Origin of the sequence: Streptomonospora salina (genome assembly GCF_014204715.1) — a bacterium.
Lineage (GTDB): Bacteria > Actinomycetota > Actinomycetes > Streptosporangiales > Streptosporangiaceae > Streptomonospora > Streptomonospora salina.
On sequence record NZ_JACHLY010000001.1, the window covers coordinates 1,571,987 to 1,595,240 of the forward strand.

The 23,254-nt window shown below is 73.8% G+C and carries 17 protein-coding genes and 1 pseudogene; 9 read left to right on the top strand and 9 right to left on the bottom strand.

Going from position 1 to position 23,254, the window contains the following annotated elements; translation table 11 throughout:
• Positions 1 to 45 precede the first annotated feature (45 nt).
• Positions 46 to 507, top strand: coding sequence for a hypothetical protein (locus HNR25_RS06955; protein WP_184633878.1), 462 nt, complete (start codon positions 46 to 48; stop codon positions 505 to 507).
• Positions 508 to 690: 183 nt separating this feature from the next.
• On the opposite strand, the gene hpf is transcribed toward HNR25_RS06955, so the two are convergent.
• From hpf to mtrA, 5 genes and pseudogenes are all read right to left on the bottom strand, one after another.
• Positions 691 to 1,377 (bottom strand): ribosome hibernation-promoting factor, HPF/YfiA family, encoded by a 687-nt coding sequence (hpf, locus tag HNR25_RS06960; protein ID WP_184633879.1) that lies wholly within the window; start codon positions 1,375 to 1,377, stop codon positions 691 to 693.
• Positions 1,378 to 2,289: 912 nt separating this feature from the next.
• Positions 2,290 to 2,985: a ComF family protein gene (locus HNR25_RS06965; protein ID WP_184633880.1), complete on the bottom strand. Its 696-nt coding sequence runs from the start codon at positions 2,983 to 2,985 to the stop codon at positions 2,290 to 2,292.
• Positions 2,986 to 3,079: 94 nt separating this feature from the next.
• Positions 3,080 to 4,996 (bottom strand): LpqB family beta-propeller domain-containing protein, encoded by a 1,917-nt coding sequence (locus tag HNR25_RS06970; RefSeq protein ID WP_376767479.1) that lies wholly within the window; start codon positions 4,994 to 4,996, stop codon positions 3,080 to 3,082.
• A pseudogene (mtrB, locus tag HNR25_RS06975) lies at positions 4,993 to 6,870 on the bottom strand (MtrAB system histidine kinase MtrB). The gene HNR25_RS06970 and the pseudogene mtrB overlap by 4 nt, the downstream one beginning before the upstream one ends.
• Before the next feature lie 10 nt (positions 6,871 to 6,880).
• Positions 6,881 to 7,558, bottom strand: coding sequence for an MtrAB system response regulator MtrA (gene mtrA, locus HNR25_RS06980; RefSeq protein ID WP_131102024.1), 678 nt, complete (start codon positions 7,556 to 7,558; stop codon positions 6,881 to 6,883).
• 497 nt (positions 7,559 to 8,055) lie between these two features.
• Between mtrA and HNR25_RS26430 the strand changes: the two genes are divergently transcribed.
• The 5 genes from HNR25_RS26430 (at position 8,056) to HNR25_RS07005 (ending at position 13,716) form a co-directional block, all read left to right on the top strand.
• Positions 8,056 to 9,450: a DUF7847 domain-containing protein gene (locus tag HNR25_RS26430; RefSeq protein WP_184633881.1), complete on the top strand. Its 1,395-nt coding sequence runs from the start codon at positions 8,056 to 8,058 to the stop codon at positions 9,448 to 9,450.
• Positions 9,450 to 10,097 carry a DUF4129 domain-containing protein gene (locus HNR25_RS06990; RefSeq protein ID WP_184633882.1) on the top strand — a complete coding sequence of 216 codons (648 nt, stop codon included), beginning with the start codon at positions 9,450 to 9,452 and terminating at the stop codon, positions 10,095 to 10,097. Before HNR25_RS26430 ends, HNR25_RS06990 begins: the two co-directional genes overlap by 1 nt.
• Complete coding sequence (locus tag HNR25_RS06995) at positions 10,094 to 11,275, top strand: DUF4350 domain-containing protein (RefSeq protein WP_184633883.1); 1,182 nt, start codon at positions 10,094 to 10,096, stop codon at positions 11,273 to 11,275. Before HNR25_RS06990 ends, HNR25_RS06995 begins: the two co-directional genes overlap by 4 nt.
• A 91-nt stretch (positions 11,276 to 11,366) precedes the next feature.
• A complete protein-coding gene (locus HNR25_RS07000; RefSeq protein ID WP_184633884.1) occupies positions 11,367 to 12,356 on the top strand; it encodes an AAA family ATPase in 990 nt (329 codons plus the stop codon).
• 58 nt (positions 12,357 to 12,414) lie between these two features.
• Positions 12,415 to 13,716, top strand: a complete 1,302-nt coding sequence (locus HNR25_RS07005) for a DUF58 domain-containing protein (protein WP_184633885.1) — start codon at positions 12,415 to 12,417, stop codon at positions 13,714 to 13,716.
• Positions 13,717 to 13,767: 51 nt separating this feature from the next.
• On the opposite strand, the gene HNR25_RS07010 is transcribed toward HNR25_RS07005, so the two are convergent.
• Positions 13,768 to 14,763 (bottom strand): stage II sporulation protein M, encoded by a 996-nt coding sequence (locus tag HNR25_RS07010; RefSeq protein ID WP_184633886.1) that lies wholly within the window; start codon positions 14,761 to 14,763, stop codon positions 13,768 to 13,770.
• Between the two features lie 159 nt (positions 14,764 to 14,922).
• Between HNR25_RS07010 and HNR25_RS07015 the strand changes: the two genes are divergently transcribed.
• Positions 14,923 to 15,840, top strand: a complete 918-nt coding sequence (locus HNR25_RS07015; RefSeq protein ID WP_184633887.1) for an RDD family protein — start codon at positions 14,923 to 14,925, stop codon at positions 15,838 to 15,840.
• Positions 15,841 to 15,875: 35 nt separating this feature from the next.
• Here the strand turns inward: HNR25_RS07015 and ahcY (HNR25_RS07020) are convergent, their stop codons facing one another.
• Positions 15,876 to 17,138 (bottom strand): adenosylhomocysteinase, encoded by a 1,263-nt coding sequence (gene ahcY / locus HNR25_RS07020; RefSeq protein ID WP_184633888.1) that lies wholly within the window; start codon positions 17,136 to 17,138, stop codon positions 15,876 to 15,878.
• Between the two features lie 40 nt (positions 17,139 to 17,178).
• Positions 17,179 to 18,615 (bottom strand): adenosylhomocysteinase, encoded by a 1,437-nt coding sequence (gene ahcY / locus HNR25_RS07025; protein ID WP_184633889.1) that lies wholly within the window; start codon positions 18,613 to 18,615, stop codon positions 17,179 to 17,181.
• Positions 18,616 to 18,912: 297 nt separating this feature from the next.
• On the opposite strand from ahcY (HNR25_RS07025), the gene HNR25_RS07030 reads away from it, so the two are divergent.
• Positions 18,913 to 19,314, top strand: a complete 402-nt coding sequence (locus HNR25_RS07030; protein WP_246464097.1) for a MerR family transcriptional regulator — start codon at positions 18,913 to 18,915, stop codon at positions 19,312 to 19,314.
• 25 nt (positions 19,315 to 19,339) lie between these two features.
• Here the strand turns inward: HNR25_RS07030 and HNR25_RS07035 are convergent, their stop codons facing one another.
• Complete coding sequence (locus tag HNR25_RS07035; protein ID WP_184633891.1) at positions 19,340 to 21,439, bottom strand: acyltransferase family protein; 2,100 nt, start codon at positions 21,437 to 21,439, stop codon at positions 19,340 to 19,342.
• Between the two features lie 319 nt (positions 21,440 to 21,758).
• Between HNR25_RS07035 and HNR25_RS07040 the strand changes: the two genes are divergently transcribed.
• The gene (locus HNR25_RS07040; RefSeq protein WP_184633892.1) at positions 21,759 to 23,201 is read left to right on the top strand and encodes a hypothetical protein; all 1,443 of its coding nucleotides are present in this window, start codon (positions 21,759 to 21,761) and stop codon (positions 23,199 to 23,201) included.
• Positions 23,202 to 23,254 lie beyond the last annotated feature (53 nt).

Genomic DNA, 23,254 nt, shown 5'->3' on the forward strand with positions numbered 1-23,254 from the left:
CCCATAGGGGACCGTGCACACCGACCCGTACCAGGAGGTGCCGCCATGACGGATGCCAGGAGCCCGGGCGGCTCGGCCGCCGGCGCCCCGGCGGCGGAGGGCGGAAAGCGCCGGCGCGCCCGCCGTCCCTACCGCTACGTCCGCGGATACCAGGGGGAGGGCGGAGACTTCGCGCCCTCCATGACCCATCGGGGGCGGCTGGAGTCGTGGATCTCGGTCGCGGTCTTCCTGGTCGGATTCGTGGTCGGCGGGATCGGGATCGCGCTGGGCGTGCACTGGTGGCTGATCGGCGCCGGTCTGGCCCTGATGGCCGTGGCCGCCGTGCTGTTCGCGGTCTCGGACATATTCACCGACGTGGTGCTGGACGATCCGCACTACGAGTCGGAGGAGCCGCACGCCACTCCGCTGCACCGGATCAAGGCCCGCGACCGGCAGGGCGCCGAAGGCGAGGAGGGCCACCGCGCCGCTGCCGACGACTCCCCCGGCCCGCGCGGCGCCGCGGACTGAACCCGCCTTCCGCGACCCCCGGCGCAGGCGCGCCGGGGGTCCGCCGTGCGCGCTCCGCGACCGCGCCCCGCTGCGTCTGCGCTCCGGCCCGCCGCGCCTGCCGCGTTCGCGCCGCGGCCCCGGAGCGCCGGCGCTCCGGGGCCGCGGCGCAGGGCCGTCGCACCGGCGGCCGCGCCAGGCGGGTCAGTCGACCAGGCGCAGCACTCCGTAGCTGAATCCCTTGCGGCGGTAGACCACGCTGGGGGCGTCGCGGTCCTGGTCGTGGAACAGGTAGAAGTCGTGCCCCACGAGCTCCATCTCCATGAGGGCGCGGTCGATGGTCATCGGTTTGGCCGAGTGGAACTTCTCCCGGACGATCACGGGGCCGTCCCCTTGGGTGTCGAGCTCGACGAAATCCTCGGAGAACTGCTCGTCGACCGTGCTCCCGTCGAACTCGTCGGGGTTCTCCGCGGGTGCGGGGACCGGCGCGGCGCCGGTGTCCTCACCCGGGGCCGCAGAGGCGCCCGGGGTGCCGCCGGCGAGGTCGGCGGTGGCCGCGGCGACCGAGACGGGGGCACGGTTGCCCTTGTGCACCTTGTTGCGGTCGGCGACCTTGCGCAGCCGCGACTCGACGCGGCCGATCGCCAGGTCGAGAGCGTTGTAGCGGTCGTCGGCGGACGCCTCGCTGCGGATGACCGGGCCGGTGGAGCGGATGGTCAACTCGACCCGCTCACGCATGTCCGCGAGCTTCGGGTTGCGCTCCTTGGACACCTCCACATCGACGCTCATGCCCTTCTTCTCCCACTTGGAGAGCTTCTCGAGCTTGTTCTCGACGTGCTGCCGGAACTTCTCGCTGACACCGGTGCGTCGACCTTTGACGATGATGTCCACAAGACCCCCTTCAACGCGTGGCCACCGATCTCCGGTGGCCCGGCTTGGTACTGCCGCTCCGCGCGGGGCGCGGAGCTCGGTGTGAGTCCGCTGCCCTCCCTTCCGCCACCCCGCGAGCGCTCCCGTCGGGGCCGCGCGGTGACTGGGCCGGCCTTCATTGAGTTTGGCCCTGCGTATACCCACAGGATCGCGGGTCATATCCGCCCCGGGGCCAGGAATCCGCGCTGGTCACAGGCGGGATTCGGACACAGAGCGCAGAGTGGCGCACTTCGGGGCGAGCGTGCTCGGGCGCCGGGCGTGGACGGCGCCGCGGTGGGTGCGCGGACCTGCGGCAGGCGCACGGCACCGGGGCCTGCGCCAGGCGGCGGGCCTGCGCCAAGCGGCGGGATCCGCGTGCCGGCGACTCCGGGCGACGCATCGGGCCGGGCGCGGAGGGGACGGTTCCCGCTCCGCGCACCGGCCTGCGATGCCACCCGTCCGGCCGACCTGGTCTTCGTCCCCACATCCGCCTGCTGAGGGGCCCGCCGCGCTTGAGCGCGACTACTGCCCTTCTCCCGCGACCGAGGGACATCGGGTCCCTCCGCGAGGCAGGACTTACCTCTAAGCCGCACCGTGATCGGTCGACGAAAAGTCGCCTTACGTGGGCCGTTTCGCCTGCGGCTGGCATCGGCTTGCCGAACGGGCGCCCCCGCGAAGGGACGCCGTACCCGGCGCAACCACGGACCCGGACGGGTGCCATGCTCTGCACGCTAACCCGAGTTTCGTCAGATGTCAGGTGGTGATCCCGCTCCGTATACGCCGCGGGGGCGGGCCGCACCTCCCGGAAGTCCCGAACCGCCCGGGGTCGGGCCGGTTCGAGACGTTCGGCCGCCGGTCGCGGCCCTCCGCCGCACCCGGGTACCCGCCGCGTTCTCACCGCCGTTCGGCGAGGACCGCCCCGCCCACGACCGCCGCTCCCGCGTCGCGCAGCGCCCGCACGGCCTCGGCGAGGGTGGCCCCGGTCGTGACGACGTCGTCGACGACCACGACCCGCCGCCCCGCCAGCGCTGCGGGATCGCGCACCGCCAGGGCGCCGGTGAGGTTGTCGCGGCGCCGGTCGCGGTCCAGCCCGACCTGGTCGCCGACGCGGCGCCGGTGCGCCAGGACCGGCGCGCCCGGCATCCGGGCGGTGCTGCTGGCGCGCGCCGCGGCGCGCGCCAGCAGCAGCACGGGATCGTAGCCACGGCGCCGGAGCGCCGCCGGCCGTGCGGGCACGGGGACCAGCAGGGCGTCGCGGTGCCCGGCCGCCGCGGCGACGGCTCCGCCGAGGCGGGCGCCCAGAGGCCGGGCGAGTCCGCGCGCACTGCGCTCCTTGAACGCCAGCAGCACCGTGCGTTCCAGCCCGCTATAACCGCCGGCCGCCCACACCGGAGGGCATCCCGGACGCCGCCGGCACGGCCGGGCCGGTGTCCGCAGCGCGCGGGCGCAGGAGGGGCAGAGCCGGCCTCCGGGGCGCGCACAGCCGGCGCAGTGGTCGCCGAGGGCGAGGTCCAGCAGGCCGGCGAAACCGGACACGGCGGCGCGGGCGGCCGAGTGCGGGGCCGGGGTACGGGGTGCTGCGTGGCGCATACCCCCAGATTGGGCGCCGTCGCAGCCCCGCCGCCACGCGGATCCGCATCCTGTGGACGGGCGCGGCGCCGCCCGCCGTCGGGCTCCGGCCGGATCAGCCCGGGTAGACCACGTTGGTCCCTTCGATGACGCGCTGCCAGTTGATCCGGTCGTTGGTCATCCACACGTTGTCGTCCTCGGTGCTGGACAGCAGCGGGAGTCCCGGCGCGGCGGTGATGCCGACCATGTCGGTGCCCAGAGGCGCACCGGCACTGGTGGTCTCGGTGCTGCCGTCCAGGGAGACCAGGTAGCCCTGGCCGGCCTCGTCCTCCGCGCCGCCGAGCACGGCGAGCTGGTCACCGCCCCGCCAGGAGACGTCGGTGACGTTCTGCAGTTCGGTGGCCAGCGGAATCTCCCCGCTGACGGTGACGCCGCCGTCGGAGTGGGTGATGCGGCCCACCGACAGCTCGGCGCCGCCGCCCGTCCAGTCGTCGGTGAGCGCGGCCGCCCGGGTGCCGTCGCGGGACAGCCGCAGCGCGGTGACCTCGGTATCGGCCAGGTCCGGGGCGTCGACCTCGACGGGGTCGGTGCCCCCGCGCAGCATCCACACGCGGGTGCCGGGATCCCCGCTGTCCCCGCCGCCGGAGGGCGACGGGGACGGCGACGAGGACGGGGCGCCGAGCCCGGTGTCCTCGGCGGCCGACTCCGAGCCCTGCTCCGGGTCCTCCTCCCGGCTGCCCGTGGAGACGTCCTCGGTCACCCACAGGTTGCCGTAGCCGTCCCAGGACAGCGATGTGTAGTCGCCACCGGAGAGGACGGCGGAGTACGCGCTGCCGGTGGCCGTCCCCGCGACGACGACCTCCTGGCCGCCGGCCCGGATGCCGCCCACCTCGTCCTCGTCCAGGGACACGGCGTGCCGCTCCAGCACCGCCCCGCCGTCACCGGGGGCGCCCGGAACGCGGCGTTCCTGGGGCTTGGTGTCCTCGCTTTCGCGCTCCAGCGCCCACATCTGCCCGTCACGCAGGAAGTAGGCCCGCAGGCGGCCGGTGACGCCCGAGGGGTTGACCGACTCGTAGCCGTCCTCCGGCGGCGGGAGGCTGTCGCCGTCCGCACCGGGGATGTCGATCTCCTCGCCGCCCACGCGCAGCGTCAGCTCCTCGACCCCGTTCAGCTGGCTCAGCGTCCACACCAGCTGCGCACCCATGCCGAACCGCTGCTTCTCGGAACCGGCGTCGGCGTCGACCTCGACGGTGACGCGGCCGGAATCGTAGGCCACGTCGGCGGTGGCGCCCTCGGGAAACGCCGACTCCACCGCCGTGTCGAGCCATTCGGTGGGGCCCTCGACCAGCATCTTGACCAGCCGGGTGGCCGACCGGTCGCTGCTGACCGGGAGGAACACCGGGTCGGGCACCAGGGTGCTGCGGTCGCGGTTGAAGAAGTACAGGTTCAGCGACCGGTAGGCGAGGTCCACGTCGCTGCGGCTGAGCACCAGCCGGTCGGGCGGCTCCGAGATGCGCCACTGGTCGTCGCCGTTGCGCACGAGCCCCACGGTGACGTCGATGACGCGGCCGGAGTCGGCCGGAAGGTACTGGCCGCCGGCTTCGATGGTGGCCAGCTGGCTGCCGAGCAGGCGCACCGTCGCGGTTTCGCCGTCCTCGGAGACCTCCGTGTCGATGGCGAGTTTGCTGGTGTCCTCGTAGACCAGGACGCGGCCGCCGGGCGCCCAGTCGCTGCCGGACGCGGCGGTCAGGTACTCGCGTGCGGCACCGTGGTTCTCCTCGAAGCTGCCCATGCTCTTGAGGAACCCGCGGATCAGGCCTTCGGGATCGACGCCGGCCTGGGGCCCGGGCGGCAGCTGGCGGACGTAGCCGCTGCCGGCGGCGGAGCCGGCGTCGCCTCCGGCGCCCTCGACGACGGGGCCGCCGCTGGGCACCGCAGCGCACGCCGAAAGCCCCGCGGTGAGCAGGGCGGCGGCCGCGGCGGTTACGAGGCGGCGGGTGCGCCCTCGCGGTGCCCTGCCGGCGGTGCTCACGTGACCTCCTCGGCCGTGCTGTCGTTCACGCCGGAATCCGTACCGGAACCGGCGGCCGCGCTGTCGTCGGCCCGCGGGTCCGGGCCGTCCTCCGGATGCGGCACCGGACCGGCGCCGGCGGCCCCTCCCGTCTCGGTGTCCGCGCCGGTGCCCGAACCGTCGGCGGCGCCGGCCGCTCCCTCGCCCATGGACGCGGAGAAGCCGCGCACTCTGCCGGTGGCCATTTCCGGCGGCGCCAGCGGCAGCGGCGACCCGCGCAGCTCCTGGCCCTCCCGGCGCGGCAGCGACAGCCGGAACTACGACCCCTTGCCGGGCATGCCCCAGGCCTGCAGCCAGCCGCCGTGCAACCGGGCGTCCTCCTTGGCGATGGACAGCCCCAACCCGGTGCCGCCCGTGGTGCGCGCCCGCGCGGGATCGGCTCGCCAGAAGCGGTCGAAGCACATGTGCTCCTCGCCCTCCTTGAGGCCCACGCCGAAGTCGCGCACACCCACGGCCACCGCGTCGCGGTCGCCGGCGGCGGTGACGATGACGTCCTTGCCCTCGCTGTGCTCGACGGCGTTGACGACGAGGTTGCGCAGGATGCGGGTGATGCGGCGCATGTCGAACTCGGCGGTGCAGGGCTCGGCCGGCAGCCGCATCACGACCTTGATTCCGGACTTCTCCGCGATCTGCTCGGCGTCGCCGACGGCCTTCATCACCACGTCGCGCATGTCCACGCTCTCCATCGAGAGCGTGGCCGCGCCGGCGTCGTGGCGGCTGATCTCCAGCAGGTCGGCCAGCAGCTCCTCGAACCGCTCCAACTGGCTCTGCAGCAGTTCGACGGAGCGCCCCATGTGGGGATCCAGCTCGTCGCGGTCCTCGTAGAGCAGATCGCCGGCCATGCGGATGGTGGTGAGCGGGGTGCGCAGCTCGTGGGAGACGTCGGAGGCGAACTGGCGCTGCACCTGCGACAGCTCCTCCAGCTCGCGGATCTTCTCCTGCAGGTTGCCGGCCATGTCGTTGAAGGACAGCGCGAGCCGGGCGAGGTCGTCCTCGCCGCGCACCTTCATGCGCTCGGAGAGGTCGCCCGAGGCCAACCGCTCGGCCGAACCGGCGGCCGCGCGCACCGGCGTCACCACCTGGCGGGTCACGACGTAGGCGATCACGGCCAGCAGCAGGATCAGCACCGTGCCGACGAACACGACCGTGTTCTGCACGAGGTCCAGCATCTGCTGCTCGTGTTCCAGCGGGAACACGTAGTACAGCTCGTAGGCGTTGGACAGCCGCGCCCCCACGACCAGTCCGGGCGCGCGGTCGTCGTCGTCGACGATCTCGGTGTAGGTGACGTACTGCTTGCCCAGCTCCATGGTCGAGCCGACCTCGTCACGCAGCTGCTGGGGAACGGCCTTGTCGACGGTGGAATAGCCCGACAGCCCGCCCACATCGGGCAGGATGACCACTTCGTACAGCCCGGTGGTGCCGCTGTGGTTGCTCAGCTGGGCGGTGATCTCTTCGGCCCGGCCGTCCTGGTCGGCGTTCAGGTCGGCGTCCTGCATGATGCTGACGGCCCGGTCCAGCCCGGCCTTGTGGTCGTTGAGCGCCGCCTCGCGCTTGGCGTCGAGCAGACCGGTCAGCACCTGCTGCACCAGGAAGAACCCCAGCACCGCGGTCACCAGCCCGGAGATGATCAGGGTGGTGGTGACCACGCGCAGCTGCAGTGAGCGCCGCCAGCGCGTGTGCACGCCCCGCACCAGCCCCCGGGCACCACGTTGCGCGGTCAGGTAACAGCGCAGCGGAAAAGCGGCGAATCGGTGCCAGCGCGAACGCGCGCCGCCCGGCTCCCGCGCCGGCCGAGTCGCGCCCCCGGTGTCTGCATCGCCCGTCGCCTGTGCCATTTCGCCGGTTTCAGGCGGTCCCCGCCTTGTAGCCGACGCCCCGTACGGTCACCACGACCTCCGGGTGCTCGGGATCCTTCTCGATCTTGGCGCGCAGCCGCTGCACGTGGACGTTGACGAGCCGGGTGTCGGCGGCGTGGCGGTACCCCCACACCTGCTCCAGCAGCACCTCGCGGGTGAACACCTGGCGCGGCTTGCGGGCCAGGGCCACCAGCAGGTCGAACTCCAGCGGCGTGAGGCTGATCGGTTCGCCGTCGCGGCGCACCGCGTGGCCGGCGACGTCGATGGTGATGTCGCCGATCTGCAGCACCTCGGGGGCCGGCTCCTCGGTGCGGCGCAGGCGCACCCGCACACGCGCCACCAGCTCCTTGGGCTTGAACGGCTTGACGATGTAGTCGTCGGCGCCGGACTCCAGGCCCAGCACTATGTCCACGGTGTCGCTCTTCGCGGTGAGCATCACGATCGGCACGCCGGACTCGGCGCGGATCTGCCGGCACACGTCGATTCCGTCGGCGCCGGGCAGCATCAGGTCCAGCAGCACGAGATCGGGCTTGGTCTCGCGGAAGGCCTCAAGCGCCTTGTCGCCGTCGTGCACGAACGACGGTTCGAAGCCTTCGCCTCTGAGGACGATGCCCAACATCTCAGCGAGAGCGAGGTCGTCGTCGACGACCAGTACGCGTCCCTTCATGGGTGTATCCGGCACGAGGTCCTCCTCCCACATCGGAGGCGCGGAGACTCGCGCCTTCTCCTTTCTGGACACTCAAGCGGCAGTACTTCGGACACTTTCGCCGGGTCCCTATGTGGGAGCCGTCCTCCCCACTCACCTTGCCATCTTCCGAACCGGGCTTCGCCCGGTCCGCTCACCAGCGAATCGGCCCCTGCCGGGCGGCACGACCGCCCCGGTGGCCCGCCCCGCAGAGCGGTTCTGCGCGCCACCCTGCCGCCTGCACCGCCGCGCGTCCATACATTCGGACCCGCGGTGGCTGCGCAGCTCGCGCCGACTTGGCCGACAGATAACAGAAAGCATACAAAACGAATGAACCCGCGCGGTGCCCGCGAGCCCTGCCCGGGATCGCGGCGCCCGGCCACCGGGCGCCGCAGGGGCGCCGTGGCATACCGTGGGGAACGCTACCGCCGCTCCGAGTACGACAGCGAGTACGACAGCACGACGGAGGACCGACACCGATGAGCCACGACGATGGCCGGGACCGGTGGGCACACGGGCAGCAGCCCGGCCCCGACCACACGAGCGAGGCGGCGTACGGTTCCGGCCCCGGAAACGCGTGGGCCGCCCCCGGCGAGGAGCCGCCCGCACCCGCCGGCGACGGCTGGTCGGTTCCGGGCGGCGGATCCGGCGGCGCCCCCGGCCACGGCCACGCGGGCTACGGCGGCCGGAGCGGCCCCGGTCCGGCTCCCCCGCCCGGGTACGGCCGCCCCTGGGCGCCGCGGCCCGGGGTGGTGACGCTGCGGCCGATGAACATCGGCGACATCTTCAACGGCGCGTTCGGCTATATCCGCGACAACCCCAAGGCCGCCCTCGGCCTGGCCCTCATCGTCACCGCGCTGTCCAGCATCCCTTCCGCCGTCGGCTCGGTCGGCTACCTCCTCGACACCGCCGCCGGCATGCAGGACCTGGCGGACGACCCCTACGGGCCCGGCGCCCAGGAGATGCCGGTCCAGTGGTGGTCCATCGCCACCATGTACGGCGGCTTCCTCGTCGACTACATCGGCCAGATCGTGCTGGTCGGCCTGCTCTCGTCGATCGTCGGGCTGGCGGTGCTGGGCCGGAGGCTGACGATGCGCGAGGCGCTGGGGGTGGCGCGCCGCCGGCTTCCGGCGCTCTTCGGCGTGGCCCTGCTGCTCCTCCTGCTGAGCCTGCTGTGGACCGGCCTGGTGGTCGGACTCGTTTTCGGCGCTATCGCCCTGGGGGTCCTGGTACACCCCGGAGTCGGCGTGGTGGCCGCGCTCGCGGGCTTCCCGCTCCTGGTCGTACTGGCGGTGTGGGTCTACGTGCGCACCGCGCTGGCGATGCCGGTGGCGGTGCTGGAGCGCACCGGACCGGGCGGATCCCTGGCCCGGTCCTGGCGGCTGACCCGGCGCAGCTGGTGGCGGGTGTTCGGGCTCCTGCTGCTGTCCCAGTTCATCGTGGCCATCGTGGTCAACCTGCTGGCCACACCGTTCCAATTCGCGGCCGTGGGGGTGGGCGCGGCCGCCCCCGACGCGCAGTGGACCCCGACGGTGGCGACGGCGCTCGTGTACGTCGGACTGGTCCTGGCCGGGGCCCTGGGCACACCGTTCATCGTCGGCGTCACCACCCTGATCTACATCGACCTGCGGATGCGGCGCGAAGGGCTCGACCTGAAGCTGCAGACCGCGGCGCAGTCGGACGAGCACATCGGCATCGACGTCTACGTCCCCGACGACACCGCGGCGGGCGCCCCCGCTCCCGCCGGCCCGGGCTCCTACGGGACGGGTTCCTACGGGACGGGCGGCGCCGCGCAGGCCCACCCGCAGTACGGCCAGTACGGCTACGACGCGGGCGGCTACGGCAGGGGCGGCGGCCCCGGAGCCCCTTCCTGATGGGCGCCCTCCTGCTCCCGGCGGCCGTCGTCGAGCGCGGGGAAGGGCAGAGGCTGGCCCGCGAGGAACTGGCCAAGCGCATCTACGGCGAGTCCGAGCCCGGCCTGCTGGAGCTCCTCTGGCAGCGCGCGGGGGAATGGCTCTCCGCGGTCGAGGTCCAGGCGCCCGGCGGCTGGTGGACGCTGGGACCACTGCTGGCGGTACTGGCCGCTCTGCTGGTGGCGCTGCTCGTCTACCTGCGCCCCGCCCGCAGCGCCCGCCGCCGCGCGTCCCCCATCGACACCGCGGCTCCGCTCACCGCCGCCGACCACCGTGCCGCCGCCGAACGCCACGCCGAGCAGGCGGACTACGGCGCGGCGATCCGCGAGCGGTTGCGCGCCCTCACCCGCGAGTTGGAGGAGGGCGCCGTCATCACGCCGCGCCCCGGCCGCACCGCCACCGAACTGGCCGCCGAATCCGCACGGGTGCTGCCGCAGCTGCGCGACCGCCTCGACGCCGCCGCCGCGACGTTCAACGACTCGGCCTACGGCCGGCGGCCCGGCACCGCCGACGGCTACCGGGTACTGGCCGACTTGGACGAGCGGATCCGCCGGTCCCGCCCCGAGGCCGCCGCCGGCGCCGCGCCCGCACCGGGAGGCGTCCGGTGAGCGCACCCCCCGCACCCGCGCCCGCGGCGACGCCCCCGTCCGCACCCGCATCGCCGGGAGCCGGCGACCTGTGGCGGCGCGTCCGCGGCCCCGTCGCCTTCATCGCCGTGCTCACCGTCGTGGCACTGCTGCTGTCCCTGGGTGCCCGCCAGCCTCGCGAAGGCCCGCTGGAACCGGAGGGGCCGAACCCGGACGGCAGCCGCGCACTCGTGCAGCTCCTGCAGGATCGCGGCACCGACGTCACCGTCGCCCGCACGGTCGCCGACGCGACGGAAGCGGCGGGCCCCGGGACCGTCACGGTGCTGGCCGGCGCGCACCGGGTGCCGCGCGAACAGCTCGGACCGCTGGCCGACGCCCCCGGCGACCGCATCGTCGTGCGCCCCACCACGCCGGCGCTGAAGGCCCTGGCGCCCGGCGTAGCGGTGGCGGGGCGCACCGACGAGCGGACCCTGCGACCGGAGTGCGCGCTGGACGCCGCGCAGGCGGCCGGCGCTGCCGACACCGGCGGGGAGGTCTACACCGCTGAGCAGGGCGCGGGGTGCTACCCCGCCGAGGAGGGCCACACGCTGGTACGCGTCGACGACGGCGGTACCACCACCACCGTGCTGGGCAGCGCCGCCCCGCTGACCAACGCCCGCCTCGGCGACGAAGGCAACGCCGCACTCGCGCTCTCGCTCGTCGGCGAGCGCGACGTGGTGTGGCTGCGTCCCGACCCCGTTCCCGCGGAGGGCCAGTCGAGCCTGGTGGAGCTGGTACCGCAGTCACTGCGGCTGAGCCTGATCCCGCTGTCCGCTGCGCTGCTGCTGCTCGCCCTGTGGCAGGGGCGGCGGCTGGGCCCGCTGGTCGCCGAACGGCTGCCCGTGGTGGTGCGCGCCTCGGAGACCGCCGAGGGCCGCGCGGGCCTGTACGCCGCTCGGCGGGCCCGCGACCGGGCCGCGGCCGCGCTCCGCGCCGGGACCCTGCGCCGGATCGGTCCCGGGCTGGGTCTGGGCCCCGACGCCTCCTCCGCTGCGGTGGTCGAGGCGGTCGCGGCGCGCACCGGCGAGGACCCCGCGCGCGTGGGCGCGCTGCTCTACGGTGCCGCCGGTTCCGCTTCCGCCGACCCGCACACAGCCGACGACCGAGGGCTGGTGCGGCTGGCCGACGAACTGGACCGGCTGGAGGAACGCCTGCGGTGACCCCTACCCGTTCCCGTGCCCGCACCCGCGCGTACGCCGCGCCCCCGACGACGCCCCTGTTGCCGACTCCGCTGACCGAGGGAGACCACAAGTGACCGCCTTCCCCGCCGACAGGCCCGCGCCCGAGCAGGCCGAGCAGGCCCGAGCCGCGCTGACCGCGCTGCGCCACGAGGTCGCCAAGGCCGTCGTGGGCCAGGAGGAGACCGTGACCGGAATGGTCGTCTCCCTGCTGTGCCGCGGCCACGTGCTGATGGAAGGCGTCCCCGGCGTCGCCAAGACGCTGCTGGTACGCGCGGTCTCCACCGCGCTGTCGCTGGACCACAAGCGCATCCAGTTCACACCGGACCTCATGCCCGGCGACGTCACCGGGTCGATGGTCTACGACTCGCGCACCGCCAACTTCGAATTCCACGAAGGCCCGGTCTTCACCAACCTGTTCCTGGCCGACGAGATCAACCGGACCCCGCCCAAGACCCAGGCGGCGCTGCTGGAGGCCATGGAGGAGCGCCAGGTGACCGTGGCGGGCGAACCCTCCCCCCTGCCCGACCCCTTCGTGGTGGCCGCCACCCAGAACCCGGTGGAGTACGAGGGCACCTACCCGCTGCCCGAAGCACAACTGGACCGGTTCCTGCTCAAACTGGTGGTCACGCTGCCCGACCGCGGCCACGAGGTCGACATGCTGGGGCGCCACGCCCACGGCTTCGACCCCGGCGACCTCGACGCGGCCGGTCTGCGGCCGGTGGCCGGCGCCGAGGATCTGCGCGCCGCCCGGGCCGCCGTGGCCGCCACCTCCGTCACCCCCGACGTGCTCGCCTACATCGTCGACATCTGCCGCGCCACCCGGAGCTCGCCGTCGCTGCAGCTGGGCGCCTCGCCCCGCGGCGCCACGGCGCTGCTGCGCACCAGCCGCGCCTGGGCGTGGCTGTCCGGGCGCGACTACGTCACTCCCGACGACGTCAAGGCGCTGGCCAAGGCGACGCTGCGGCACCGGGTCTCGCTGCGCCCCGAGGCGGAGCTGGAGGGGGCCACGAGCGCGGGCGTGCTCGACGGCGTGCTGGCCTCCGTGCCGGTTCCCGGCTGACGGGCGGGTCCACGGTGGTACGGCGGTCGCACGGCTCGAAGGCAGGGAGGTAGCCAGGATGGCGATCACGGGGCGGGCGGTGCTGGCCGCCTTCGGCGCCACGCTCGTGGTGCTGGTCGCAGGGCCGGTCGGCAGCTGGCTGGTCACCGCGGTACTGGGGCTGCTGGCGGCGGCGGTCCTCGCCGACGTGGTATTGGCACCCAGCCCGCGTCGCCTGCGCTTCGAACGCTCCGGCGACACGTCGGTGCGGCTGGGCGAGACGGCCGAGGTCGCGCTGGTGGTGGCCAACCCCGCGCGCCGGGCCGTGCGGGGGGTGCTCCGCGACGCCTGGGCACCCAGCGCCGGTGCCGCCCCGCAGCGGCGGCCGGTGCGCGTGCCCGGGGGCGGCCGCGTGCGGGTGGCCACGACACTGGCTCCCACCCGCCGCGGCGACCAGTCCGCGGCCGGGGTCACGGTGCGCAGCGTCGGCCCGCTGGGGCTGGGCGCGCGGCAGTGCACGCACACCGTCGCCTGGACCGTGCGCGCGCTTCCGCCGTTCCACAGCCGCCGCCACCTGCCGGGCAAGCTCTCGCGGCTGCGCGAGCTCGACGGGCAGCACGCGGCGCTGGTGCGCGGGCAAGGCAGCGAATTCGACTCGCTGCGCGAGTACGTGCCCGGCGACGACGTCCGCTCGATCGACTGGCGCGCCACCGCCCGCCGCGAATCCGTCGTCGTGCGCACCTGGCGTCCCGAGCGCGACCGCCGGATCCTGATCGTGCTCGACACCAGCCGTACCTCGGCCGGCCGGGTCGGCGGCGTCCCCCGGCTCGACCACGCCATGGACGCCGCTCTGCTGCTGGCGGCGCTGGCGGGCAGGGGCGGCGACCGGGTGGACCTGCTCGCTTTCGACCGCCGGGTGCGCGCCCAGGTGCGCAGCCACGGCCGCGGGAGCCGGATCCCGCAGATCGTGGAGGCCATGGCGCCGCTGGAGGCCGAACTGGTCGAGTCCGACCCGGCGGGGCTGGTGTCCACGATCCTCGGCAGGCACAGCCGGACCCGCCAGCTTGTGGTGCTGCTGACCGATCTGAACGCCGCCTCGCTGGAGGAGGGCCTGCTGCCGCGTCTGCCCGCGCTCACCTCCCGCCACCTGCTCATGGTGGCCGCTGTGGGCGACCCCCGGGTGACCGCGATGGCCGCTGAGCGGGGCAGCACGCGGTCGGTCTACGAGGCCGCGGCGGCCGAACGCACTCTGGAGGAGCGCAGCAGGATCACCGCCGAGCTGCGCCGCCGCGGAGTCGAGGTCGTCGACGCCGACCCCGACAACATCGCCCCGGCGCTGGCCGACGCCTATATCGGCCTCAAGGCCCGGGGGAGGCTGTAAGCCGCGGCCCCGCAGCCCGCCCTTCCCGGGATGCGCGGCCTCGGCGGCGCCCTATCCCGCCACCGGGGCGGACTGCGGGGCCGCGGCGATGTCTCCGCTGACTCCGCGGTTGTGGGCGGCGCGCCCGACGATGAAGACGTAGGCGAGGAAGAGCAGTTCGGCGGCCACGCCGATGCCGATCCGCAGCCAGGTGATGTGCACCCACCCGGTCACCAGGCCCTCGATCAGCCCGGAGACGAACAGCACCACCACCAGCCCGAGGGCGACGGCGATGGCCGGGCGCGCCTCGTCGCCGAGCGCCCGCAGGCGGGGGCGCGGGCCGGGCGCGATGAGGGTCCAGCCGAGTTTGAGCCCCACGCCCGCGGCGACGAACACGGCGGTCAGCTCCAGCAGGCCGTGCGGGATGATCAGGCCGAGGAAGACGTCGCCCTTGCCGTGGGCGAACATCATCCCCGCCCCTACGCCCAGGTTGGCGCCGTTGAGCGCCAGCACGTAGACGGTGGGCAGGCACAGGAACACGCCGAAGATCATCGCCTGGGCCGCCGCCCACGCGTTGTTGGTCCACACCTGGGCGGCGAAGGACGCGCCGGGATGCTCCACGTAGTAGTTGGCGAAGTCGTTCTCGACGTAGGCCCGGATCTCGTCGGGGGTACCGACGGCGGCCAGCGCGTGGGGGTCGGTGGCGATCCAGGCGCCGATGGCGGCGGAGAACGCGACGGTCCCCAAGCTGGCGGCGATCCACCACCACCGCAGCCGGTACAGAACCGCGGGGAAGGTCCGGGTGAAGAACCCGGCGGCGTCGCGCCAGGAGGACTCGTGGGCGCCGGTGACCGCGGAGCGGGCCCGCGCCACGAGGCCGGAGAGGTAGCCGACCAGTGCGGGGTCCTGCCCCGAGGAGCGCACCGTCGACAGGTGGGTGGACACGCGCTGGTAGAGGTCGACGAGCTCGTCGACCTCGGTTCCGCTGAGGCGGCGGCGCCTGCGCACGAGGCTGTCGAGGCGGTCCCATGCGGGGCGGTGTGCGGCGGTGAAGACGTCCAGATCCACGCGGGCGACTCTACCGGCCCGCCCGCGCGGCGCCGAGGGGCCTCGGGCCCGGCGGATCGAGGGCGGGTCGGAGCGGGCGCACTCTCCTGACAGACTGGGGGCGGATCAGCGGACGGGAACGCGGCGGGCGCCGCGGCGGCACGACGGAGGGGCGAAACGGTGGCTTACCCGGGTGGTGGACATCCCCAGGACCAGTCGTCCGTGGTCACCGGCGACGCCGTCGTGCTCGACCTGCGCCCGGCCGGATTCGCCACCCGCATGGCGGCGCTGCTGATCGACCTCGTCGTCCAGGTCGCGGGCCTGACCGCCGCCATGACGCTGACCGGGCTCGTCGCCAGCGGGCTGGACGCCGCCGCCACCGCGGCCGTGAGCCTGCTGCTGTCCGTGCTCGCCCTGGTGGGATACCCCACCGCACTGGAGTCGCTCACCCGGGGGCGCTCCCTGGGCAAGATGGCGCTGGGGCTGCGGGTCGTGGGGTCGGACGGGTCGCCCGAGCGGTTCCGCCAGGCACTGGGGCGCGCCCTGGCGGCGGTCGTGGAGATCTGGCTGACGACGGGGATCGTCGCGCTACTCACCTCGCTGATCGATCGCGACGGCCGCAGAGTGGGCGACTTCGTGGCCGGCACGCTGGTGGTGCAGGAGCGGGCGGCCCGGCGCGCCGAGGAGACGTTCCCGATGCCGCCGCACCTGGCCGAGTGGGCGCTCGGCGCCGAGTTGTCGCAGCTCTCGTCGGAGACCGCGGGCATGGCGCGCCAGTACCTGCTGCGGTACGGCGAACTGTCCGAGGACTCGCGCTACCGGATGGGCACGCGCATCGCCGACGTGGTGGCGGCGTCGATCGGCCCGCCTCCACCGCCCGGCACCACGCCCCCGGAGTACCTCGCGGCGGTGCTCGCCGAGCGCCGCCGGCGCGAGGAGGCGCGGCTGGCCCAGCAGCGCGCGCACGCCCAGGGCGGCTACCCCGGTTCCGGAGGCGGCCCGCCGGCCGCCCCGCAGCAGCCGTGGAGCGCCCCCGGCGGGAGCGGTCCCCCGCCGCCGGGCCCCGGGCCGTTCGGCGGCACGGGCCACCACGGTTAGCGCGCCGCCGCGAGCGCGCCCGCTCCTCCGGCGGTCTACTCCTGCCAGGAGTTGAGGTAGTCCTCCTGCTCGGGGGTGAGGCGGTCCACGCCCACGCCCAGGGCTTCCAGTTCGAGGCGGGCCACGTCGGTGTCGACGCCGTCGGGAACCTCCAGCACGCCCGGCGCGAGCTCGGCCGCGGTGCGCGCCAGCCAGGCCACGGTCAGTGCCTGCACGGAGAAGGACATGTCCATCACCGCCGCCGGGTGGCCCTCGGCCGCCCCCAGGTTGACCAGGCGGCCCTCGGCCAGCAGCACGATCCGGCGGCCGTCGGCCAGCACGTATTCGTCGGCCTGCGGGCGGACTTCGCGCCGGATGTCCACGGACATGGCTTCCAGTGCGGGCAGGTCGATCTCGACGTCGAAGTGGCCGGAGTTGGCCAGCACCGCTCCGTCCTTGAGCGAGGCCAGGTGTTCGGGGCGGATCACGTCGCGGTTGCCGGTGACGGTCACGAGCACGTCGCCGACGGGTGCGGCTTCGTCCATCGGCAGCACGGTGTAGCCCTGCATCACCGCGTCCAGGGCCTTGACCGGGTCCACCTCGGTGACGACGACGCGGGCTCCCAGGCCGCGGGCGCGCTCGGCCAGGCCCCGCCCGCAGTAGCCGAATCCGGCCACGACGACGGTGCGCCCGGCGATCATCGCGTTGGTGGCGCGCATGATGCCGTCGAGGGTGGACTGGCCGGTGCCGTAGCGGTTGTCGAACATCCGTTTGGTGGCGGTGTCGTTGACCGCGACCATCGGGAGTCTCAGCACGCCCTCGGCGCTCATCCGCCGCAGCCGGATGACGCCGGTGGTGGTCTGCTCGCAGCCGCCGACCACTTCGTCCAGCAGGTGCGGGCGCTCCATGTGGGCGAGGTTGACCAGGTCGCACCCGTCGTCGAGGAGCAGATGGGGGCGCCGCTCAAGCACGGTGGCCAGGTTGCGGTCGTAGGAGTCGGGGTCGATTCCGGCCCGGGCGTAGACCGCGATGCCGTACTCGGCGACCAGGGCCGCGGCGGTGTCGTCCTGGGTGGAGAGCGGGTTGGAGGCCGCGAGCGCGATCTCGGCGCCGCCGGCGCCCAGGGCGCGCAGCAGATTGGCGGTTTCGGCCGTGACGTGCATGCACGCGGCCACACGCATGCCTTCGAGGGGCCGTTCCGCGGCGAAGCGGTCGTGCAGTTTTCCCAGCGCCGGCATCGCGCGCTCGGCCCATTCGACGCGGCGGACCCCGGCCTGAGCCAGGCCGAGGTCCGCGACGTCACTATCGGGGAGTGCCATCCGGGGAGTTTCCCAGATCCCGTGTGTCCCGGTACCGCTTTTAGTAGCGGTAGTGCTCGGGCTTGTAGGGACCGGCCACGTCCACACCGATGTAGGCGGCCTGCTCCTTGGTGAGCTCGGTCAGCTTGACGCCGAGGGCGTCCAGGTGCAGCCGGGCCACCTTCTCGTCGAGGAGCTTGGGCAGCGTGTAGACCTCGAGGGGGTACTCGTCGGTCTTGGCGAACAGCTCGATCTGGGCGATGGTCTGGTTCGTGAAGCTGTTGGACATCACGAAGCTGGGGTGACCGGTCGCGTTGCCCAGGTTGAGCAGGCGGCCCTCCGACAGCACGAGGATGGCGTGGCCGTCGGGGAACAGGTACTCGTGCACCTGCGGCTTGATCTCGGTCTTCTTGATACCGGGGATCTTCTCCAGGCCGGCCATGTCGATCTCGTTGTCGAAGTGGCCGACGTTGCCGATGATCGCCTGGTGCTTCATCCGCTTCATGTGGTCGGCGGTGAAGATGTCGAAGTTGCCGGTGGTGGTGACGAAGATGTCGGCGGTCTCGACGTAGTCCTCGACCCGGGCGACCTCGTAGCCGTCCATGGCGGCCTGGAGGGCGATGATCGGGTCGACCTCGGTGACGATGACGCGGGCACCCTGGCCGCGCAGCGCCTCGGCCGAGCCCTTGCCGACGTCGCCGTAGCCGGCCACCAGCGCGATCTTGCCGCCGATCAGGACGTCGGTGGCGCGCATGATGCCGTCCGGCAGCGAGTGGCGGATGCCGTACTTGTTGTCGAACTTGCTCTTGGTGACCGAGTCGTTGACGTTGATCGCCGGGAAGAGCAGCTTGCCGTCGCGGTGCATCTCGTACAGGCGGTGGACACCGGTGGTGGTCTCCTCGGTGACGCCCTTGATGCGCGAAGCGACCTTGGTCCACTTCTGCGGCTCGGCCGCGACGCTCTTCTTGAGCAGGTTCAGGAAGACCTTGAACTCGTCGGGGTCGTCCTCGGTCGGGCTGGGCACAGCACCGGCCTTCTCGAACTCCACGCCCTTGTGCACGAGCATGGTGGCGTCGCCGCCGTCGTCGAGGATCATGTTGGGGCCGTCGCCGCCGGGCCAGGTCAGCGCCTGCTCCGTGCACCACCAGTACTCTTCGAGGGTCTCGCCCTTCCAGGCGTAGACCGGCACACCCTGGGGGTTGTCCGGGGTGCCGTTGGGGCCCACCACCGCGGCGGCGGCGGCCTGGTCCTGGGTGGAGAAGATGTTGCAGCTGACCCAGCGGACCTCGGCGCCCAGCGCCGTCAGGGTCTCGATGAGCACGGCGGTCTGCACGGTCATGTGCAGCGAGCCCATGATCTTGGCGCCCTTGAGGGGCTGCGAAGGCCCGTACTCACGGCGGGTGGCCATGAGCCCCGGCATCTCGTGCTCGGCGAGCTGGATCTCCTTGCGACCGTACTCGGCGAGGGAAAGGTCAGCGACTTTGTAGTCGAAAGACATACGTCTTAACTCCTCCTGGGTTGATGCGCACCGAGTCTAGGACGGGGCACCGCCCCGAGGCACGACCGTTCAAGGTAATCTGACATTGCAGTGTCAGATTCAGCGAGGATCGAACGAACGGAAAGGCGGAGGCGACTCCCCATGGCGGACCCCCGCAATCGCGCCCCAGCCTCCGGTTCCGCGCTTCACGACCCGGCCGGAGGCGACCGATCCGAGCGGCGTGGTGACTCCGCTCACGTTCCGGCCTCCGCCGGGCACCGGACGCCCCGCAGGCACCCTTCGGACGCCCCCGCCACCCTGTCGATCTCGGCGGCCGCGGAGCGCCTGGGCACCACCCCGCGGATGCTGCGCTACCGCGAAGCGCTGGGTCTGATGCCGCCGACCAAGGAGCAACCCACCGGCCGCGGGCACCGCCACCGCCGCTTCAGCGAGGACGATCTCGACGCGGTCGCGGCCGGCCTGGAACTGGAACGCGCCTACGGCATCCCGCCCACAGCCCTCGCCTTCGCCCTGCGCGTCCTCGCCGAACCCGCGATCCTCGGCCGGATCCGGGCCTTCGGCGAGCGCGTGGGCCGCCTGGCCCCGGCCCCGGCGCGCGCCATGGACTTCGAGAAGCAGAAGGCCCTGCGCCTCCTGCAACGCAGGGAGCAGCCCCGGCAGGGGCCGGCCGGACCGGTCCCCCCTGCCGCACGGCGGTGAGCCGCCCGGCCGCCGCCCGCCGGCGTCACAGGTCGGTGGCCGCCTCGATGCGGTCGCGCAGGATCGGCGCCAGGGTGCGCATGTAGCTGGCGGTGATGTGGCCGCGGTCCCAGTAGACGAGGACGTTTCCGATCACGGCGGGGCACCGCCCGCCGCGGCACAGCTTGTCGGTGAGGTCCAGGAAGGCGACGTTTCCGGGCACGCCCTCCAGCTCCGCCAACGGCGACGTGTCGGCCATCGACGGCGACGCGCTTCCGACGCACTCCGCGCGGGGGTTCTCGGACAGGCAGTCGGGCGCCTCGAAGTCCAGGCGCGGCGTGTCGCGGACGGCGACGACGCCGATACCCATCTCCTCCAGCGCGCGCCACCGCCGCACGTAGCCGTCGAAGACCGTCTCGCCCACCTCCCCCGACCGGGCGTCGAGATTGGTGCGCGTGGCCGTGGTGAACACCGCGTCGGGATCCAGCTCGGCCAGCTCGGCCATGACGCCGGCGTTCCAGTCGGCGCAGGAGTGGTAGACCTCACCGCCGCGCAGCTGCTCGGCGCCGGTGAACAGGCACGAACCCTTGGTGATGTTGACGATCCGCCAGCTCTTCTCCCGGGCGATCTCCCGCAGGGCCGGCAGCCAGTGGGCCGCGTGCGAGGCTCCCACCAGAGCGACGGTGCGGTCGTAGGACTCGGGGCCGTAGGTGCAGGTGAGCACCGCGCTCTCGCGCGTTCCCTGGTTGCAGTCCTGGTCGTAGCTGACCGGAATGTCCTCGGCGGCATCGGCGGGGGCCGGATACACCGGCACGCCGCCGTCTGCGGCCGCACCGGCAGCGGCCCCGCCCGGCGCGGCCGCGCCCGGGTAGTCGGGCCCTTGGACCGCCAGTTCCCGCTCGCGCTGCTCGTGGGCGATGTGCCCCGACCACAGGCCCGCGGCCACCAGTACCGGCGCGATGAACGCCGCTCCCACCGCCAGCGACCACCCGCTGCCGGTCCGGGTGCGGGTGAGCGCGTCGACCCCGTCCTCGGTGATCCGGCGCGTCGCCGCCGCCAGGGCCATCGACAGGGCCAGGACGAGGCAGCCGCCGATGATGCTGGGCTGGGTGCGGTCGGTGACCTCCAGGTAGCAGACCAGCACCGGCCAGTGCCAGAGGTAGAGCGCGTAGGCGTGCTTGCCGATGTAGTGCATCGGCCGCAGGTTGAGCAGCCGGTCGGCGCCCGCCCGCGAACCCGTGGTTCCCGCGAGGATCACCGCTGCGGCCGCCAGGGTGGGCCACAGCGCGATGTAGCCGGGGAACATCGTCGACACCTGCAGCAGCAGCCCGCACGCCACCAGCGCCGCCAGCCCGGCCCAGCCCAGCAGGATCCGCAGCAGGCGGGGCAGGCGCACGTGCGGGACGGCGATGGCCAGCAGCCCGCCCATCGCCAGCTCCCACAGCCGGGCGCCGGTGTCGAAGTAGGCCCAGGGCTGGTCGGATGCGGTCACCGAAACGGAGTAGGCCAACGACGCGGCGAAGACCAGGGTGAGCGCGGCGGCGGCCACGCGGCGCAGCGGCTGCCCGGCGGCGCGGGCCAGGGCGGCGACGGCCGTGATGAGCACCGGCCACACCGCGTAGAACTGGCCCTGCACCGACAGCGACCAGAAGTGCTGGACCGGTCCCGCGCCGCTGTTCTGGGCGAGGTAGTCCACCGAGTTCAGCGCCAGGTGCCAGTTCTCGACGTACAGCGCCGAGGCCGCCACGCCCGCGATCACCTCGCGCCAGCCCGCCGAGGGCAGGAAGAGCAGACTCGCCACGAGGATTCCGCCCAGGGCAGCCGCGGCCGCCGGGAAGAGCCGCTTGACCAGCCGCGCCCAGAACGCGGTGAAGCCGATCCGGCCGCGCCGCTCCACCGTGCGCAGCAGCGAACCCGTGATCAGAAATCCGGTGAGCAGCAGGAACACGTCCACGCCGCCGGAGACCCGGCCCAGCCAGATGTGGTACGCGGCCACCAGGACGACCGCCACCGCCCGCAGCCCTTCGAGCTCGGGCCGGAAACCGCTGCCGCCCTCGGAACCGCCGCCGGTCCGTTGAACGGCGCCGGGCGGTTCGGGAGGGGCGGACGGCGGCGGAGCGACGGAACCGGGGGGCGAGGGGGGCACGGGATACCTCTTCGGCGGCGTGTCTGGGACGGGGATCCGGCGACGGAGCGGCGATGCTGCGGTCGGGTACCTGCGCCGACCGGCCCGCCGCGTCTGTCGAGGACGCGCGGAACGCACCTGCGGTTGCCCGCCGCGTCCCGCACACGCCCGCGCCGGGACCGGCTGCGGCCGTGTGCGGGGCGCAGCGCCGACAGGGTATCGGCGCGGGCGGTGTCCGCGCGCCGTCGCCCGGTACGGGGATCGCCGGCGACTCGCACCTTCTCGGAACGATCATCACAAGCCGGGTTTTATCCTCCCTGCCGCTGGCTACGGTGACAGCGTGGACACCGGACGACGCGGCCTGGCTCTTGCTCCCGAGCGCTTCCCCGACCCCGTGCGCAGGCGACTCGGGAACCTCGACCGACTCCGTGAGGTCTGGGCCCGGCGGCGGCGCTACGGCGCCGGGACCGAGGACCCCGCCGTCGACCGCCGCAGCACGCGCAGGCGCATCGCGGAGCTGCGGCGCCTGGCCGGCGTGGACACCCCGGACTCCGGCGGTACCGCTGCCGAAGAAGACGCGTTCTTGGCCATGGCCGACGACTGCCGCTCCGGTGTGCGACTGACCCCGGACTACTTCGAGAGTCTGGTGGGGACCACGCCCGACTTCGGTCCCCCGCTGCCCGCCCCCTCCGGTGTCGGCGAGCGGCTGGCCGACGCCGCCGCCGTCGAGACCCACCCCGTCATCCGCGCCGCACACCTCTTCGCTACCTGCACCGAAGCACTGGCTCCCGGACCGGCCGCCGCCGCGGGCGATCCGCCCGCGCACCTGCGCCCGCTGCCGTGGATGCTGGCCGACCTGTCGCTGATCCGCTCCGACTTCCCGCCACCGGCGATCGACGTGAGCTGCCCGCTGTCTCCGACGGGGCGCGGCCCGGACGGACGCGCCCGGTCCGTGCCCGGCGACCTGCCGTGGCACGGCCCCCCACCGGAGGGGCAGGTCCCCTCGCCGCGGTCCGGCGGCGATCGGCTGACCGCGCTCGTGCTGCTGTTCGCCGACTTGGAGACCGCCGCCCTGCGCAGCGAGCTGAGCCGACTCGCCGGAGCGCGGACCGGCGCCCGCGGCGAGAGCGGCCGTCTCGCCTCGGCGGTGCACCGCCGCATCGTCGAGCACCTGCGCCTGCGCTCCGCGCCGCTGCACTTGGTGCTGCGCGAACTCGATCCGGATTGCCGAGCCGTGGTCAGCAGCTCGACCGCGGGTCCCGGGTTCACCCCGCAGCACCCGGCCGCCCGCGACGCCCCGGTCGCAGCCGGTCCGTCCGACGGGAGCCCCGCGCGCGCCGGTGAGGCGCCCGAGGGCGCCGGCGGTGGGGCCGCACCCGCCGCGGAGCCGCCCGACGACGCCGCCACGGCCACACGCACGCGGGCACCCGCCGCACCGTCGACCGGCGAGCGCAGCCTCGACTCCGCCCGGCGGGCGCTGTTCGCGCCGGGCGCCAACGAGTGGCGCGCCTCGCTGGACGTCGACCTGGCCGACGGGGTGCTGCGGCTGCTGGTCCTGGTGCAAGAGGTCGGGTCGTCGTCCACCGGGGTGCTCGCCGTGACCGCGGACGGCCTGCTCACCACCGACGACGGCGCCGAGGACGTGCTGGCCGCCGGGTGCGCCGCCTGCGTCACCCTGGTGCCCACCGACGGGGCCGACGATCGCTGGCCCGAGGTCGAGGCGTTCGTCGACGACGTGCTGGCGCGTTCCGTCGGCCGGCTGACCTCCACCGCGCGCTACTGACCGCGCCCGCGGCCACCGGAGACGCTGCGCTCCGGGTGGTGCGCCGCGTCCGC

Bases quoted from the DNA above. Each gene is read 5' to 3' on its own strand.
- HNR25_RS06965 (WP_184633880.1), bottom strand. From the start codon at position 2,985: ATGCGCCACGCAGCACCCCGTACCCCGGCCCCGCACTCGGCCGCCCGC.
- mtrA (WP_131102024.1), bottom strand. From the start codon at position 7,558: ATGAAGGGACGCGTACTGGTCGTCGACGACGACCTCGCTCTCGCTGAG.
- HNR25_RS06990 (WP_184633882.1), top strand. From the start codon at position 9,450: ATGGGCGCCCTCCTGCTCCCGGCGGCCGTCGTCGAGCGCGGGGAAGGG.
- HNR25_RS07005 (WP_184633885.1), top strand. From the start codon at position 12,415: ATGGCGATCACGGGGCGGGCGGTGCTGGCCGCCTTCGGCGCCACGCTC.
- ahcY (WP_184633889.1), bottom strand. From the start codon at position 18,615: ATGTCTTTCGACTACAAAGTCGCTGACCTTTCCCTCGCCGAGTACGGT.
- ahcY (WP_184633888.1), bottom strand. From the start codon at position 17,138: ATGGCACTCCCCGATAGTGACGTCGCGGACCTCGGCCTGGCTCAGGCC.
- HNR25_RS06955 (WP_184633878.1), top strand. From the start codon at position 46: ATGACGGATGCCAGGAGCCCGGGCGGCTCGGCCGCCGGCGCCCCGGCG.
- HNR25_RS26430 (WP_184633881.1), top strand. From the start codon at position 8,056: ATGAGCCACGACGATGGCCGGGACCGGTGGGCACACGGGCAGCAGCCC.